Source organism: Streptomyces canus, from assembly GCF_030816965.1.
GTDB classification, from domain to species: domain Bacteria; phylum Actinomycetota; class Actinomycetes; order Streptomycetales; family Streptomycetaceae; genus Streptomyces; species Streptomyces canus_E.
Genome location: NZ_JAUSYQ010000002.1, coordinates 3,636,742 through 3,652,674, shown reverse-complemented (window position 1 = coordinate 3,652,674; position 15,933 = coordinate 3,636,742). Strand labels below are relative to the sequence as shown.

Below are 15,933 nucleotides of genomic sequence, written 5' to 3'. Positions count from 1 at the left end.
CACCCCCTTGGTCACTCACGTTCCGGGCCCCCACGGTCTTCGGGACCGCTCTTCTGCGGTACGCGCGGGGCTCCCAGCAGTTCGGCGGCCGCGTGCTGGTAGCGCAGCACGGCCTGTTCGGCGACCCGCAGGTCACAGGGCGCGCTCCACAGCATCCGCCGGGCCGCGTCGTAGCGCTCGATCAGGAACGGGTCCTCGGCCAGGCCGTGCCGTGCGACCTTCGCCTTGTACGCGTCGAGACGGCCGCGCAGCTCCGCGCGGACCGCCAGCGGCGCGGTGACCGCGGTCAACGACTCGCGGGCGCGCAGCAGTTCGTCCTCCGCCTTCTCCTCCAGGGACTCCAGGAGCGGGGACAGGCGGTGCCACTGGGCGTGTCTGCGGTACTCGGCGGCCGTCGCCAGCTGCTCCTGCAGCACGGTCGGCGGTCCGCTGACGACCGGCACCTCCGTGGCGGCGATCTTCGCGAGGACCTCGCCGCGCGCGTTACGGGCCTCGGCGAGCGTACGGTCCGCGCGGGAGAGCACGTCCCGCAGCTTGACCAGCCGGGCCTCCGCGTCCTGCCGGACGGTGAGCACGGCGTCGATCTCCCGGCGCACGTCCTCCAGGGCGCGCGCCTCACGGTCGTACGCCGTGGTGTCCGGCTTTCCGCCGCCGGGCGCCGAACTGCCCTGCGCCTGCCGCCAGAAGGCGAGCGGGTCGGAGATCACCCGCTCGCGCAGTGAGGTGAGCGCGCGGGTGATGCGTTCCAGGTCGTCGCCGGCCGGGTGTTCCCCGGGGCGCACGCCGACGGAGTGCGCGAGCCGGCGGGTGCGCTGGAGTTCGGCGGCCAGTAAATCTATCCGCGCGGGCAGCGCCGACCACACCGCGTCGGCGGCGACGACCATGTCCAGGCTCGACGCGTACAGGTCGTTCATCCGCTCGACGAGCGTCACCAGCGAGAACCGCTCGCTCAGCTTGCCCGAATTGCCGTGCAGGGTGGGCGCGTTGGCCGTGGCGGTCGCCGAGCCCGCGACGGTGACCGACTCGCCGCGCAGCAGCTCGGTCAGCTCCACCAGGTCATCGCGGCTGGACCAGCGACGGCGGGAGCGGATCTCGCGGGCCGAGCGCAACGCGTCCGAGTACGCGTCGAAGTACGCCCACAGCAGGGTGATCGAGGCGTCGGCGGACGTCCAGCGCTCCTTGGTGACGCCGGTGAGTTCGGCGCCCTCGAGGAGCCTGCGGCCCGCGTGGTCCTGCAGGGCGAGGAGCGAGGTCTCTATCGCCTCGTGCTCCGCGCCGAGCCGCGCCAGCGCACGGTCCACCTCGTCCCGGTCCATCACCGGCCCGGGGGGTCCCGTGACGCCCATCGATCACCTCTCGCTGCTGAAGGGTTGCTGAGTGGTTGTGAACAGTGTGCCGTTGACGGTCCGTCAGCTGGTGCGCAGGTACTGCGGTGCGGGCGGCTCCGACTTCGCCGAGTCCTTGTTCAGTGTGGCCGACAGCCACCGGTTGTACGACGCCTGCCAGCCGTCGGTGGTGTCCTTGCGGTAGTCCACAAGAATCTGGTTGACCCGGCGTACCAGATCGTCGGCGTCCTTCTTCATCGCCACGCCGTAGTACTCGGTGGTGAAGGGCGAGCCTTTCAGTTCGACCGTGGGGTCCTGGGCGGCCTGGCTGGCGGCGAGGGCGCCGTCGGTGACCACGGCGTCGACCTCGCCGAGCTGGAGCCTGACGAGGCAGTCGAGTTGGTTGGGAACGGTGGTCCTGAGGTCCGCGGAGGCGACGAGCTTCCCCGACTTCTTGTCCTCGTCCAGCTGGCTGAAGGCGGTCGAACCCTCCGCCGTGCAGATCTTCTTTTTCGCCAGCGTGCCGTCGTAGCCCTTGATGTCCGAGGACTTGGGGGCGAGGACCTGCTGCCCCGTCTTGAAGTACGGCGCGGAGAACGCCACGTCGGCCAGGCGCTTGCAGTTGATCGTCATCGTGCGCACCACCATGTCGACCCGGCCCTCCTGGATCGCCGGGATGCGCTGGTTGGTGGGGATCGCCTTGAACTGCACGGCGTTCGGGTCACCGAGGACGTCCTGCGCGATCCGGTGCACCAGGTCGATGTCGAAACCCTCCAGGTCGGCCGTCGGGCCGCCGTTGGGGTTGCGGTAGCCCCAGCGGTAGCTGTTCTGGTCGACGCCGACGATCAGCTTGCGCTTCTCGCCCTGCCGGGCCTTGATCTTGTCTATGGTCGGGCCGTCTGCGCTCGACGGGGACAGCGTCTGCTCCTCCGGGTGCGCCTTGATCGCCGGATTCGTGCAGGGATCGCCGTCCGCGACCTGATCGGCACGGGTCACGCCCGGCCCGCCGGTGCCCGTGCTGCCGTCGCCGTGCGACCGGGCCACCGGCAGGAGCAGTGCGAAGGCGAGCACCAGACCGCAGACGACCGCCATCGCCCCGACGCCGCCCCAGCCCCTGAGACCGGCCCGTACACGTCCACGCATCCGCATCGTCACGCCCCCTCTCACCGGTACTCCGACAGCCTGCGCCCGATGCCCAGGACCGCGCCGGCCGCGCCGAGGACGGCCAGGACGGCGGCGCCCGCCGGCAGTCCGGTCATCGCGCCCAGGCCGTCACCGGCCGACCGCGCGAACTCCTTCTCCTCGTGCGTCAGGGCCTTGGCGAGATTGTCGTCGACGCTGTCGAAGCACTCGCCCGTGGCGCCCTTGCCGCCTATGACCCGCTTCAGCGCCTCTTCGTAGTTGCCGTTGTCGTCCTGCGCGCGGGCCGCGGTGTGACGCTGCTTCCACACCGTCATGTTGCCCTCGGCGGCCGTCACCGGCTCCTTGCCGCTGCTGTCGTCGGCGAGCTTCGACGCCTCCGCCAGGCCCTTGCCGAGGGTGTCCATGTCCTTGCCGAAGTCGAAGTCGTAGGCGTCGTAGGTGACGTCCACACCCTGGGCGTTCTTCTTGGTGACCGTCTCGGCGCCGCGGGCCACGAGCGTGAGGTTCTCGTTGCCGCGGGCCTTGAGGGAGGCGATCCGGGCGTCGTGCAGCACGTTGAGCGAGCGCACTCCGTGGTCGTAGGAGTCGTTGAGCCCGGCGCGCGCGACGGTGTGACCGACTACCAGCCACAGCAGCACCACGGTCGCCGTCGCGGTGGCCGCGACCAGGCCGTGGTTGAGAACCCGGTTGGTTGGTGCGCCGGTAGTTGCGGTGCTGGGCCCAGGCGAGCCCGGCAAGGGCCAGGACGCCGAGGCCGATCGCGGCCCACGGGTAGGGCGTGGCGTCGGCGTAGTCGGCGCGCAGCCGCTGGTTCTCGCTGGTGTAGAGGTTCTGCGCCTTCGGGAGCATCTCCTCCTGCATCTTCTCGTTGGCGTACCGCAGATAGGCGCCGCCGACCGGGAAACCCTGGCGGTTGTACGTACGGGCCCGTTCCACCAGGCCCTTGTACTCCGGCAGCAGGGTGTTGAGCTCGGCCACCGTCTTCGCGGCGGGGGAGTCCGGGTCGGAGTTCGAGGCCGCCTTGACCAGACCGGCCGCGGCCAGGTCGATGTCCTTCTCGTACCGCTCGCGGGAGTCGGCCGTCTCCTGGCCGCCGGCGAGGAAGCCGCTGGAGGCCGCGGTGTTGGCGTCGGCCAGGTAGCGGTAGATGTCGGCGGCGGCGCTGCTGAGCGGCTGGCTCTTGTGCAGCACGTCGTCCGCCGCGGCGGCCCGGTCGTTGGTCTGCCAGGCGGTCACCGCGCCGAAGAGGACGACGAGCAGGGCGAGCGCCGCGCCGATGATGCGCAACCGGCCCGGTTCGGTGGTGGCGGCCGCGCGCACCTGGTCGAGACCTTCCGCGAACGCCGTACGGCGGGCGGGCGCCGCGGGTGACACCGGGGCGGGCGGGGGCGGCTGGGCCGGGGGTCCCGGCTGCGGTGGTACGGCCGGCATCGTGGGCACGCCGGAACCCGGTGGTGCCGTGCTGCTCTTCGGCGGGTGTGTCACCGTTTGACCTCCCCCATGGTCATCCCTCGCCGCAAGTATCGCTGCCGGGACCGACATCCGCACCGGGCTTCACTGGATCTTGATCGAACCGCAGCGGATCGCCTGCGGCGGCCCGGCCATGCCCCCGCACCACCCCTTGTCCATGAATACGCCACCGGAATCGGTTCGGTTCCCCCTGGGGGCGCGTAGGGTCGCCCTCGTGCGCGGGGTGCGAGTGGTGATGATCGGCGGAACGTCCAATACCGGCAAGTCCACGGTCGCCGGGGCGCTGGCCGAACGGCTCGGCTTCGAGCATCGGTCGACGGACCTGCTGGCGAGACACCCGGGGCGCCCCTGGCGCACGCCGGAGCGAGAGGTGCCGGCGCATGTGGCCGAGCACTACACGACGCTCGCCGTCGACGAGCTGATCGACTCGGTCCTCGCCCACTACGAGCGGCTCTGGCCCCGCATCGAGGAACTGGTCAGGACGCACGCCACCGGACCGGGCCTGGTCCTTGAGGGCTCGGCGCTCTGGCCGGAGCGGGTCGCGACGCTGGACGTGCCGCACACGGCCGCCGTATGGCTCACCGCTGACGAGGACGTCGTACGCGCCCGGATCCGTGCGGCCGGGCGCTACGACGCAGCGACGCGGGAGGAACGGTTCCTGACGGACAAGTTCCTCGCCCGCAGTGTGCGTTACCAGTCGCTGATGGTGGAGGCCGTGGACCGGCTGGGGCCGGCCCGCGTCGACGTCGGGAAGGACAGGTCCGTCTCCGAGGTGGCCGACGCGGTGCTCGCTCAGGCCTCGTAGTACGCCCGCGTCCTCGCCTGGACCTCCGCGGACGCCCCGGCCCGGTCGAGGCCGAGGAGTGCCGCGCCCAGGACCGGACTCGCCGTCACCACCCGGGGTACGGCCTTCGGGGCGCGCGCGGCCAGGAGTTCCCGCACGCCGTCGTCCAGTTGGGGGTGCCGGGCGGCCAGGACGCTGCCGCCGAGCAGGACCGGGGTCTCCTCGTCGAGGAGGTCGAGGCGGGTCAGGGCCACCGTCGCCATGGACACCACCTCGTCGGCCAGACGGTCCACGAGCGAGCGGGCCACCGGGTCGCCGGCGGCGGCTGTGGCGAAGAGCACCGGCGTCAGCTCGTGGCGGCGGGCGGGGGCGATGTCCTCCAGGTGCAGGGCCTCGATGAGGGCGTACATGGACGGCAGCCCGAAGTGCCGCGGGAGCACGCCGCGCGAGGTCGGTGTCGACGCCCCGCCCGTCCGCCGCGCGGGCCGCGTGCCACAGGGCCTCCTCCGCGAGGCCCCAGCCGCCGCCCCAGTCGCCGGAGATCCGGCCGAGCGCGGGGAAGCGGGCGGTACGGCCGTCGGGGCGCATGCCGACGCAGTTGATGCCCGCGCCGCACACCACGGCGACCCCGCGCGGTTCGGTGACACCGGCCCGCAGGATCGCGAAGGTGTCGTTGCGGACCTCCACCTCCGCGCCCCACGCGCGCGCGTGCAGTGCGGCCGCCAACTGCTGCTCCTCGACGGGGAAGTCGGCGTTGGCCAGACAGGCCGAGACATGGTCCACCGACCCGACCCCGGCCGCGGTGAACGCCTGTCCCACCGCGTCGGCGATCACGTCCACCGCCGCCTCGACACCCACCACCGGCGGCCGGAATCCACCGCCGCGGGCCGTGGCGAGGACGCTTCCGTCGGCCGCGACGACCGCGACGTCGGTCTTGCTGTTGCCCGCGTCGACGGCGAGGACACATGCGGTCAGGCCCACGCGAGATGCTCCCGGTTGTGTGCGATCAGTCGGTCGGTGAGGCCCTCGGCGTACTCGTACTGGCCGACGAGGGGGTGCGCGAGCAGCGCCTTGAAGACCCGGTCACGGCCACCACGCAGGGCCGCCGTCAGCGCCAGGTCCTCGTACGCCGTCACGTTCGCCATCAGGCCCGCGTACAGCGGGTCCACGGCGGGCACCGCCAGCGGGGTCGGCCCCTTCGGACTCACCGCCGCCTGCACCTCGATCACCGCGTCGTCGGGCAGGAAGGGCAGCGTGCCCCGGTTGAGGGTGTTGACCACCTGGTAGGGGCTGCCACCCCCGCCGAGCAGCCCGGCGGCCAGGTCGACCGCCGCCTCCGAGTAGTAGGCGCCGCCCCGCTTGGCGAGCAGCTCCGGCTTCTCGTCCAGGTCCGGGTCGCCGTACATCGTGAGCAACTGCCGTTCCATCTCCGCCACTTCGGCGCGCCCGGGACGGCTTGGTGCCCAGTTCCCGTACGACCTCGTCGTGCGCGTAGAAGTAGCGCAGGTAGTACGACGGGACCACGCCGAGCCGGTCCAGCAGCGGTCGGGGCAGGTGCAGGTCCCCGGCGATCGTGTCGCCGTGCTCGGTGAGCAGCTCGGGCAGGACGTCCTCGCCCTCGGGGCCGCCGAGCCGTACCGCGGTCTCCCAGGTGAGGTGGTTGAGGCCCACGTGGTCGAGGTGGATGTCGGAGGGGGTGACGCCGAGCAGCCCGGCGAACTTCCGCTGGAAGCCGATCGCCACGTTGCACAGCCCGACCGCCTTGTGCCCGGCCTGGAGGAGGGCGCGGGTGACGATCCCGACCGGGTTGGTGAAGTCGATGATCCAGGCGTCCGGGTTGGTGCGGCGGACACGTTCGGCGATGTCGAGGACCACCGGGACCGTGCGCAGCGCCTTGGCGAGGCCGCCCGCGCCGGTCGTCTCCTGACCGACGCAGCCGCACTCCAGGGGCCAGGTCTCGTCCCGCCGGCGGGCGGCCTGGCCGCCGACGCGGAGCTGGAGGAGCACGGCGTCGGCGCCGTCGACGCCCGTGTCCAGGTCGTCCGTCGTCGTGATCCGGCCGGGGTGGCCCTGCTTGGCGAAGATGCGGCGGGCGAGCCCGCCGACCAGCTCCAGGCGCTCGGCGGCCGGGTCGACCAGGACGAGTTCCTCGACGGGCAGCGTGTCCCGCAGGCGCGCGAAACCGTCGATGAGTTCGGGGGTGTAGGTCGAGCCTCCGCCGACCACGGTGAGTTTCATACGTGGTTAACCCTTCACTCCGGTCAGCGTGACGCCCTCGACGAACGCCTTCTGCGCGAAGAAGAACACGAGGATCACGGGGGCCATGACCAGCACGGTCGCGGCCATGGTGAGGTTCCAGTCGGTGTGGTGCATGCCCTTGAAGGACTCCAGGCCGTAACTCAGCGTCCAGGCGTTCTGGTTCTCCGAGGCGTAGATCTGCGGGCCGAAGTAGTCGTTCCAGGCGTAGAAGAACTGGAAGAGGGCCACCGCGGCGATCCCGGGCCTCGCCATGGGGATCACGACCCGTATCAGGGTGCGGAAGTCGCCGCAGCCGTCGACCTTCGCCGCGTCCACGTACTCGTTCGGGATCGTCATCAGGAACTGCCGGAGCAGGAAGATCGAGAACGCGTCCCCGAACGCCATCGGGATGATCAGCGGCCACAGGGTGCCCGACAGATCCAGCTGCTTCGCCCAGAACAGGTACATCGGGATGATGACGACCTGCGGCGGCAGCATCATCATCGAGATGACCAGCATCAGGGAGAGATTGCGGCCCCGGAAGCGGAACTTGGCGAGCGCGTACGCCACCGGGATCGACGACACGACCGTAAGGACTGTCCCCAGTCCCGCGTAGACCAGCGTGTTGCGCCACCAGGTCACAAAGCCCGGGGTGTCGAAGACCCGCTGGTAGTTGCCCCATTCCCAGGTGTGCGGGATCAGATCGCGGCTGAGGGCCTGGGTGTCGCTCATCAGCGAGGTCAGGAACACGAACACGAAGGGCAGCGTGAAGAAGAGGGCCGCGGCGAGGCCGAGGGAATGGATCGCGACCCACTCCAGGGCGGCCTTGCGCCGGGCGGTGCGCTCTGCGGGCGAGGCCGGATTCTTCAACTCCACCGGCCGGTCCAGTACTTGGGTCATGGTCAGTCACCTGCCTGGATGAGACCGCCCCGGCGCCGCATCAGGAACGCGGTGAACACCATCGACAGGGCGAAGAGGACGAGGGCGACGACACACGCGGAGCCGTAGTCGAAGCGCTGGAAGCCGAGGTTGTAGACGAGCTGGGGGAGGGTCAGCGTGGACTTGTCCGGGTAGCCGGGCTCGAACTGCGTGCCCGCGCCCTGGATCACACCCGAGGCGACCTTTCCGGCGATGAGTGGCTGTGTGTAGTACTGCATCGTCTGGATCACGCCGGTGACCACGGCGAACATCACGATCGGCGAAATGTTGGGAAGGGTGACGAACCGGAACCGCTGCCACGCCGACGCCCCGTCCAGCTCAGCGGCCTCGTACTGCTCCTGCGGCACGTCGAGCAGCGCGGCCATGAAGATGACCATCAGGTCGCCGATGCCCCACAGGGCGAGCAGGGTGAGGGCCGGCTTCGACCAGGTGGGGTCGTTGAACCAGCCGGGGGCCGGGATGCCGACCTTCTCCAGGACCGAGTTGACCGGTCCCGTACCGGGGTTGAGGAGGAACGCGAAAGCCATGGTGGCCGCGACGGGCGGGGCCAGATACGGCAGGTAGAAGAGCGTCCGGAAGATCCCGGTACCCGTCTTGATCTTCGTGATGAGCAGTCCGACCCCGAGGCCGAAGACGACCCGGAGGGAGACCATCACCACGACCAGCCACAGAGTGTTGCGCAGGGCCGGCCAGAAGAAGGGGTAGTGCTCGAAGACGTAGGTCCAGTTCTTCGTCCCGCTCCAGGTCGGCGGCTTGAAGCCGTCGTAGTGCATGAACGAGAAGTAGAGGGTCGACAGCAGCGGGTAGGCGAAGAAGACCGTGAAGCCGACCAGCCAGGGCGACATGAAGGCGATGGTCCGAAGCGCCGACCGGCGGCGCTTCGACGCCAGAGTGACGGTGCTCATCGCTACTTCGCCTGCGCGATGTCCGTGTCGATCTGCTGGGCCGCGTCGGCGAGGCCCTTCTTGAGGTCGGTGACCTTGCCGCTCTCGTAGGCGTAGCCGAGCTCCTGGATGGTGGTGAGGTACACACCGCCGTTGATCGAGGACGGGGCGGTCGTCGAGTTCGGGTTCGCGGCGATGTCGAGGAAGGTCTTGAAGCGCGGGTCGTACTTCAGCTTCGGGGACTTCAGGGCCGCGAGCGTCGAGGGCACGTTGTGGATGGCGTTGGAGAAGCCGACCACCGCGTCCGTGTCCGTGGTGATGTACTTCAGGAACTCCCAGGCCGCGTTCTGCTTGGTGCTGTTGGCGGCGATGCCGGCGATGGTGCCGGTGATGTAGCCCTTGCCGTACTGGTCCGCCTGGTCGTCGGGGACGGGCAGCGGGGCGACGCCGATGTCGAAGCCGGGCTTGGCGTCCACGGCCATGCCGAGCCGCCACTCACCGTCGAGCTGCATGGCGACCTGGCCGGTCTGGAAGGGGTGCTTGGGGCCCCACTCGTCGCCGAGCCCCGCACGGTACTTCTCCAGCTTCTTGTAGCCGCCGAGTTCGTCGACGAGCTTCTTCTGGAGGGTGAAGGCGGCGGAGACGGCCGGGTCGGTGGCGACCGTGGACTTGCCCGACTTGTCGAAGTAGGTGGGCGAGAACTGGCCCAGGTAGTGCTCGGTCGTCGTCTCCCAGCCGTGGTAGTTCGGCATGAAGCCGAGCTGCTTGTACGTGGCGCCCTGGGCGATCGTCAGCTTCTTGGCGTCGGCCTCGAACTCCGACCAGGTCTTCGGCGGCGAGGTGATGCCGGCCTTCTCGAAGGCGGTCTTGTTGTAGTAGAGCCCGTACGCGTCGCCGAGGAGCGGCACGGCACAGCGGTCGCCGTCGAACTGCGTGTACCCGTTCATCGCGGCCGGGAAGGTCTTCTCCGGGTCGATGCCCGACTTCTTGAAGAACGGGTTGAGGTCGGTCAGCGCGCCCGAGGAGCAGAACCTGCCCACGTTGTTCGTGGTGAACGACGAGATCACGTCCGGGGCCTTGTCGCCGCCCGTGCGCAGCGCCTGGTTGATCTTGTCGTCGGTCATGTTGCCGACGACGTTGACGTGAATGTTGGGGTGCGCCTTCTCGAAACCGGCGACCAGCGCCTTCACTCCCGCCACCTCGGAGTCCGCGCTCCAGGCGTGCCAGAAGTTGATGGTCGTCTCCTTCGAGGCGTCGTCCTCGGCGCCGGAGGAGGACTGGCCGGTACAGGCGGTGGTGACGAGCACCGCGGACACGGTCAGGACAAAGGCCGCTTTTCGGGCGACTGAGGGTATGGCTGTGCGCATGACGGGATCTCCCAGGGACGGGACGGCGTGGAAGAGGGGGGTGGGTACGGGGGTTCAGCGCGAGGTGTCGAAGACCTCGTCGCGGGTGGCCGCGAGCGCGCTCTCCAGCGCGCCGCGCAGCACGGGGTGTTCATGGACGTCGCCGACGACCAGCCGGGGGCGGGAGGCTGCCAGTTCCTCCAGCTCGGCCTGGACGAGGGCGCGCAGGGTATCGCCGCCGGCGGTGAGCGAGGCACCGCTGAGGACGACGAGTTCGGGATCGAGGACGGAGACGAGGGAGGCGAGACCGGTGGCCAGTCGGGTGGCGTAGGTCTCCAGGAGCAGCCGGTTCAGGACGGTGTCCTCGGTGGCGGCACGCTCGACGAGGGCGGCGGCGACCTCGGCGTACGGCCCCGAGGGGATGTCCGTCATACCGAGCTCACGGGCGAGGTGGGGGATGGCCTGGGAGCCCGCAAGCTCCTGATAGCCACCGCTGTTGGCTTTCCTCACCTGCCGCACCAGGGGTGCTCCGGGAACCGGCAGGAAACCCACCTCTCCCGCGCCGCCGGTCCAGCCGCGGTGCAGCCGTCCGCCCAGGACCAGGGCGGCACCGAGACCGCCCTCGTTCCACAGCAGCACGAAGTCCTCGTGCCCGCGGGCCGCCCCGAGCCGTTGTTCGGCCACGGCCACGAGGTTGACGTCGTTCTCGTACTCGACCGGCATGGGCAGGGCGGCGGCGAGTTCGCCGAGGAGGGCGGGGGTGTGCCAGCCGGGCAGGTGGGAGGCGTAGCGCAGTCGGCCCGTGCCCGGGTCGAAGGCGCCCGGCGTGCCGATGACGAGCCGGTGGACGTCGCCGCGGGCGAGTCCCGCCGCCTTGACCGCGCCGTCGAGGGCGTCGGTGACCTGCCGGACGACGGGCTGGGCTGGCCTGCGTCCCGGGGTCGGCAGTTCGAAGGATCCGACCGTGCGGCCGGTGATGTCGGCGACCGCGGCGAGGATGCGTTCGGGGGTGACGTCGAGCCCGGCGGCGTACGCGGCGGTCGGGTCGACCTCGTACAGCTGGGCGTTGGGACCGGGCCTGCCCTCGGTGGTACCGGTGGCGAGGACGAGGCCCGACGCCTCCAGGCGGGCCAGGAGCTGGGACGCGGTCGGCTTGGAGAGGCCGGTGAGCTTGCCGATCCGCGTACGGGAGAGGGGGCCGTGCTCCAGCAGGAGGTCGAGCGCGGCACGGTCGTTCATGGCGCGGAGTGTGCGTGGTGTGCCTGCCATGGTGCCCCTCTCCGTGACTGCCGGACGACTGTACTGTCCGGCGACTGTTAGGAAGGTTTCCTATCGGATGCAGGGAACATAGGTCTGGACCACCTGTCCGTCAAGAGGGGAACGACAAACCGCCCCCGCAGGAAACGGAGTCGTTACCTGCGGGGGCGGTCGGGGGGTGCCAGTGAGCGCCTACGTGACGTCGATGTAGTCGCCTGCGGCCGTCGCCGAGCCGGTGGTGCTCGTACCCGCGAAGACGTAGCGGTAGTAGCCGTCCTTGGTGGCCTTCGTCGTGGTCTTCAGCGCGCCGCCGGTCCCGGAGGTCACCGTCTTGACGGTGGTGTAGCTGCTGGAGCTCTTGGCGCGGAACTGAAGGGTGGCGTTCTGGGAGGTGTAACCCGAGTACGTGCCGGTCTCCCAGTTCGCCCGGGTCAGCTTGCCGGTGACCGTGATGGTCGCGCCCTTCTTCACCGGCTCGGGCGACGCGTTGACGGTGAGTCTGGCGGCGCGCTTGATCTGGAGGCCGCTGCCGAGGGGGCCCCAGGCGTCGTAGTTGTAGCCGATGCTGATGTGACCGTCCGAGTCGTCGTCGTCCTGGTCGATCTTGCTGTAGAGGCCGGCCGCCTTCCAGGTGGTGGCGTCAGAGGCCGAGTACAGGTAGTTCTCGGGGTCGATCGCCAGGGTCTCCTTGCACGACTCGGTGACGGTGGTGTCCGTCGTCGCGGTCGTGGTGCAGGTGGGCGCGGCCTCGGGGTCGATCTCGTTGGCCATCCTGCTGAGCGTGCCCCGGTAGAGCAGGACGCCGGCGAAGGTGGTCTTGTAGTCGATCGTCAGGTCGGAGGGGCGGGTGAGGGTGTATGTCACCGGCACGCTCACAGTGGCGGTGGTGCCGACGGCGATCGCTTTGCCGCTGTTGACCGTGACGGCGGAGAAGACCAGGTCGGGCGAGGTGGCCGCGGACGCGACGGGCGCGACCAGACCGGTCAGAGCCAGGGCACCGGACGCGGCGATGCCTATGGCGAGCTTTCTCATGTGTTTCCCCACATTCGAAGCGGGCCCCTGGGCGTTGCGCTCCAGAACAAGGGCCCGCTGTGGGGGTGACGCTAGACGATCACATCCGTGACCGGAACGTGGGGTTCACGTGAAGACGGTGAGAGTTCGCTGCTTCGCCGCCGACCGCTACTTCGCCGCCGGCCGCTGCGCCACCCCCGGTGCGGGCACCAGCGGGGAGGCCGCCGCGGCCTGCGGGGACTCGGAGTTGGAGAAGACCGACGGGGGCGCGACCGCCGCGGTCGAGTCGGCGGCCTCCTCCTCCGCGGTGACCGTCGTGCCGCCGACGATGCGGATGTCCGCCGCGTCGAAGGCGCGCTTGATGCGCCAGCGCAGCTCACGCTCGACCGTGAGGGACTTGCCGGGCATCGTCTTGGCGGAGACCCGCACGACCATGGAGTCCAGCAGGACGCTGTCCAGGCCGAGGACCTCGATCGGGCTCCACAGGAGCTCGTTCCAGGGCTCCTCCTTGCTCATCTTCTCGGCGACCTCGCCCAGCACCCGCTTCACGTTGTCGAGGTCCTCGGAGGCCCTCACGGTCACGTCCACGCCGGCCGTCGCCCAGCCCTGGGAGAGGTTGCCGATGCGCTTGACCTCGCCGTTGCGGACGTACCAGATCTCGCCGCTGTCGCCGCGCAGCTTGGTCACCCTGAGACCGACCTCGATGACCTCGCCGGAGGCCACGCCCGCGTCGATGGTGTCGCCGACGCCGTACTGGTCCTCCAGGATCATGAAGACGCCGGAGAGGAAGTCCGTGACGAGGTTGCGGGCACCGAAACCGATCGCCACACCCGCGACACCGGCCGACGCGAGCAGCGGGGCCAGGTTGATCTCGAAGGCGCCCAGGACCATCAGGGCGGCGGTGCCCATGATGATGAAGCTCGCCACCGAGCGCAGCACCGAGCCGATGGCCTGTGAGCGCTGCCGGCGGCGCTCGTTGTTGACGAGCAGACCGCCGATCGCGGTGCCGTCGACCGCCTGGGCGGTGCGGTTCATCCGGTCTATGAGCTTGGTGATGGCCCGCCGCACGACCATTCTCAGCACCGCGGCGATCACCAGGATCAGCAGGACCCGCAGGCTGATCGCCAGCCAGGTCGACCAGTTCTGCTCGACCCAGCTCGCGGCGTTCGTCGCGCTCTCCTGGGCGTCCTGGAGACTCGGCACGGCCGGCGTCGAGGTGTCCGAGGGGGACGGCGACGGCGACGGACTCGCGGCCAGTAGGACGGCGGACAAGGACACGGCAGGTACCTCCAGGTGCTGCGTCTGCCTTCCGGTACGGCGGTCAAGGTCACGAAAAGGTCACCGGTAAAGCAGGCTCACCACACTAACGGTGCATCGTGTGTGGATCGTTGCAATGTTCGGGGGAGAGACGGCTCTCACCTGGGGATGAAGAAAGGTGTGGTCGAAAACACTCCCAGCCCGTTACCGGGGGATGGTGGCGTTTCTCCCGGCCGAGAGGGGAAACTGACCTCAGAACGTCCCGGCGCGAGCCACGTGCCGCCGACGCCCAAGGAGGCATCCGTGCCGCATGTCCTGGTACTCAACGCGTCGTACGAGCCCCTCGGCGTCGTACCGCTCCGCCGCGCGCTCGTCCTCGTCCTGGAGAACAAGGCGGTCTCCCTCGAGGAATCCGGCGCCTTCATGCACAGCGCGACCGTCACAGTCCCCGCACCCAGCGTGGTCCGGCTCAAGCGATTCGTCCGGGTTCCCTATCGGGGGCCCGTTCCTCTCACCCGCAGGGCGCTCTTCGCCCGCGACGGGGGCCGGTGCATGTACTGCGGTGGCGTCGCAACCAGCGTCGACCACGTCATCCCGCGCAGCCGCGGGGGCAAGCACGTCTGGGACAACGTGGTGGCGTCCTGCCGGCGCTGCAACCACGTGAAGGCCGACCGACACCTGTTCGAGATCGGCTGGCGGCTGCGCCACAAACCCGCCCCGCCCACCGGTCTGGCCTGGCGCATCATCGGCACCGGGCACAGGGACCCACGCTGGCTGCCGTACTTGCAACCGTACGGCGCCGAAGACGCCATGGCCCGGATCGACGGCATCTCTGCCTGACGACGATCCGGGCCTTTGTGTTGCCGCACGCGGCGGCTGGGACCGGTCCCGGAGGCCCCCCGTACCTCCGGGACCGGAGCATCACCTGGTCACATGTGCCTGAGTTCCGCCGGGCGGACCGAGCGGCGCAGCAGCGGCAGTGAGGTGGCGGCGGCCAGGAGGCAGGCCGCGTACACCCCGAGCGGGACCAGGAGGGCGGCGTACGGCGTGACGGGCGACCCGTCCATGGTCAGCCGGGCGTACCAGACGCCGATCGCCATGCCTCCGGCGCCGCCCAGCAACAGGGCGGGGGCGAGCGGCAGGGCGGTCTCCAGGAGCAGCGCCCGGCCGAGCACCGAGCGCGGCACCCCGGCGGCTGCCTGCGCGGCCAGGCCCCGGCGACGGGTGGCCAGGGACTCGACGGTGCCGACCGCGAGGCCGCCGAGAGTGATCGCCAGGGCGACGAGGATCGCGGCGGCGGTCAGGTCCAGGCCCGCGGTGTAGAAGGAGCGGTCCGCCGCGAGGTACCGCGTCTGGTCCAGCTCGGCGTTCAGCGCCTGACGGACACCCACGAAGCCCGTCCCGACGACCGTCACCAGCAGCACCGCCGCATGGGTACGGGCCGCCGCCCACGGGTCCTCGCGCAGCCGCTCCGCCGCGATCAGCGTCGCCGCCGTACCGGCCCGGCGCGCGAGCACCCGGCCCATCAGCCCCGCCGTCCCCCCGACGAGGCCCACCGCGGCAGCGCCCACCACGACGAGCAGACCGGCCACGATCAGCGGTCCCCCTTCGAACGGCGACCTGCTGCCGTGCGGGCTGCCGCCGGCGGTCACGGCCACGGCGACCGGAGCCAGGGCGGCCACGAGCAGCACTCCCCCCGCGAACAGCAGCCCCGACGTCCGTCGCGAGCGCGACCGCACCCGCCGCACCCATCCCAGCGGCGAGGCGACCACCCGGCGCAGTGCCAGTGCACCCGCGCTCGCGCCCAGCACCGGCACGCCGAGGCCGATCACCGCGATCCCGGCCCAGGTGAGAGCGGTCGGGCTCCGCCACTGGCCCAGCAGCACCATCACCGAGGCGACCGTCGCGAGCACCGAACCGAGCAGACAGGCCAGGCCCGTCTCCAGCGCGGAGATCCGCCGTACCTGGGCGGACGAGGCGCCCGCCAGCCGCAGCCCCGCGAGACGCCGGTCGCGGTGCAGGGCTCCGATCCGGGCGCACTGGCCGAGGAAACCGAGAACCGGTACCAGCAGAAGCAGCAGGCTGACGATCACGCCGGCGCGGGTGCCGGGCTCGTCGAGGAGACCCGCGCCGACGGGGATGGCGTACTGCCCCTGGAGCGAGGCGAGGGAGACGGCGGCCAGAGCGAAGCCGGTCGCGAGCGCCGCGCCCACGGCCGTGAGCCCGACCCGCCACCACTCCCGCCGGTCGGAACCGCGGGTGAGCAGCCAGGCCATCCG

At 70.5% G+C, this 15,933-nt stretch carries 11 protein-coding genes and 3 pseudogenes; 2 read left to right on the top strand and 12 right to left on the bottom strand.

Features of this window, described 5'->3' with window-relative positions; translation table 11 throughout:
• Positions 1 to 11: 11 nt before the first annotated feature.
• From QF027_RS17615 to QF027_RS17605, 3 genes and pseudogenes are all read right to left on the bottom strand, one after another.
• Positions 12 to 1,346, bottom strand: a complete 1,335-nt coding sequence (locus QF027_RS17615; protein ID WP_306981141.1) for a hypothetical protein — start codon at positions 1,344 to 1,346, stop codon at positions 12 to 14.
• A 63-nt stretch (positions 1,347 to 1,409) separates the two neighbouring features.
• On the bottom strand, positions 1,410 to 2,474 hold the full coding sequence (locus tag QF027_RS17610; RefSeq protein WP_373430997.1) for a glutamate ABC transporter substrate-binding protein: 1,065 nt from the start codon (positions 2,472 to 2,474) through the stop codon (positions 1,410 to 1,412).
• A gap of 14 nt (positions 2,475 to 2,488) precedes the next feature.
• Positions 2,489 to 3,899: pseudogene (locus tag QF027_RS17605) on the bottom strand (hypothetical protein).
• Positions 3,900 to 4,152: 253 nt separating this feature from the next.
• Between QF027_RS17605 and QF027_RS17600 the strand changes: the two are divergent.
• Complete coding sequence (locus QF027_RS17600) at positions 4,153 to 4,743, top strand: AAA family ATPase (RefSeq protein ID WP_306981144.1); 591 nt, start codon at positions 4,153 to 4,155, stop codon at positions 4,741 to 4,743.
• On the opposite strand, the pseudogene QF027_RS17595 reads toward QF027_RS17600, so the two are convergent.
• The 8 genes and pseudogenes from QF027_RS17595 to QF027_RS17560 form a co-directional block, all read right to left on the bottom strand.
• Positions 4,731 to 5,703 (bottom strand): annotated as a pseudogene (locus QF027_RS17595) (N-acetylglucosamine kinase). The gene QF027_RS17600 and the pseudogene QF027_RS17595 sit on opposite strands and share 13 nt — an antisense overlap.
• A pseudogene (locus tag QF027_RS17590) lies at positions 5,694 to 6,960 on the bottom strand (6-phospho-beta-glucosidase). The pseudogenes QF027_RS17595 and QF027_RS17590 overlap by 10 nt, the downstream one beginning before the upstream one ends.
• Before the next feature lie 6 nt (positions 6,961 to 6,966).
• Positions 6,967 to 7,860 (bottom strand): carbohydrate ABC transporter permease, encoded by an 894-nt coding sequence (locus tag QF027_RS17585; RefSeq protein WP_306981151.1) that lies wholly within the window; start codon positions 7,858 to 7,860, stop codon positions 6,967 to 6,969.
• A 2-nt stretch (positions 7,861 to 7,862) separates the two neighbouring features.
• Positions 7,863 to 8,804 (bottom strand): carbohydrate ABC transporter permease, encoded by a 942-nt coding sequence (locus tag QF027_RS17580; RefSeq protein ID WP_306981153.1) that lies wholly within the window; start codon positions 8,802 to 8,804, stop codon positions 7,863 to 7,865.
• Between the two features lie 2 nt (positions 8,805 to 8,806).
• Positions 8,807 to 10,150, bottom strand: a complete 1,344-nt coding sequence (locus tag QF027_RS17575; RefSeq protein WP_306981156.1) for an ABC transporter substrate-binding protein — start codon at positions 10,148 to 10,150, stop codon at positions 8,807 to 8,809.
• 54 nt (positions 10,151 to 10,204) lie between these two features.
• Entirely contained in the window at positions 10,205 to 11,398 is a 1,194-nt protein-coding gene (locus tag QF027_RS17570) for an ROK family transcriptional regulator (protein WP_266523559.1), read from the bottom strand.
• A 180-nt stretch (positions 11,399 to 11,578) separates the two neighbouring features.
• Positions 11,579 to 12,418, bottom strand: a complete 840-nt coding sequence (locus tag QF027_RS17565) for a hypothetical protein (protein WP_306981159.1) — start codon at positions 12,416 to 12,418, stop codon at positions 11,579 to 11,581.
• Positions 12,419 to 12,565: 147 nt separating this feature from the next.
• Entirely contained in the window at positions 12,566 to 13,675 is a 1,110-nt protein-coding gene (locus QF027_RS17560; RefSeq protein WP_307075520.1) for a mechanosensitive ion channel family protein, read from the bottom strand.
• 282 nt (positions 13,676 to 13,957) lie between these two features.
• Between QF027_RS17560 and QF027_RS17555 the strand changes: the two genes are divergently transcribed.
• The gene (locus tag QF027_RS17555) at positions 13,958 to 14,494 is read left to right on the top strand and encodes an HNH endonuclease (protein ID WP_020116449.1); all 537 of its coding nucleotides are present in this window, start codon (positions 13,958 to 13,960) and stop codon (positions 14,492 to 14,494) included.
• A gap of 89 nt (positions 14,495 to 14,583) precedes the next feature.
• Here the strand turns inward: QF027_RS17555 and QF027_RS17550 are convergent, their stop codons facing one another.
• On the bottom strand, positions 14,584 to 15,930 hold the full coding sequence (locus QF027_RS17550; protein ID WP_306986680.1) for an ABC transporter permease: 1,347 nt from the start codon (positions 15,928 to 15,930) through the stop codon (positions 14,584 to 14,586).
• Positions 15,931 to 15,933 lie beyond the last annotated feature (3 nt).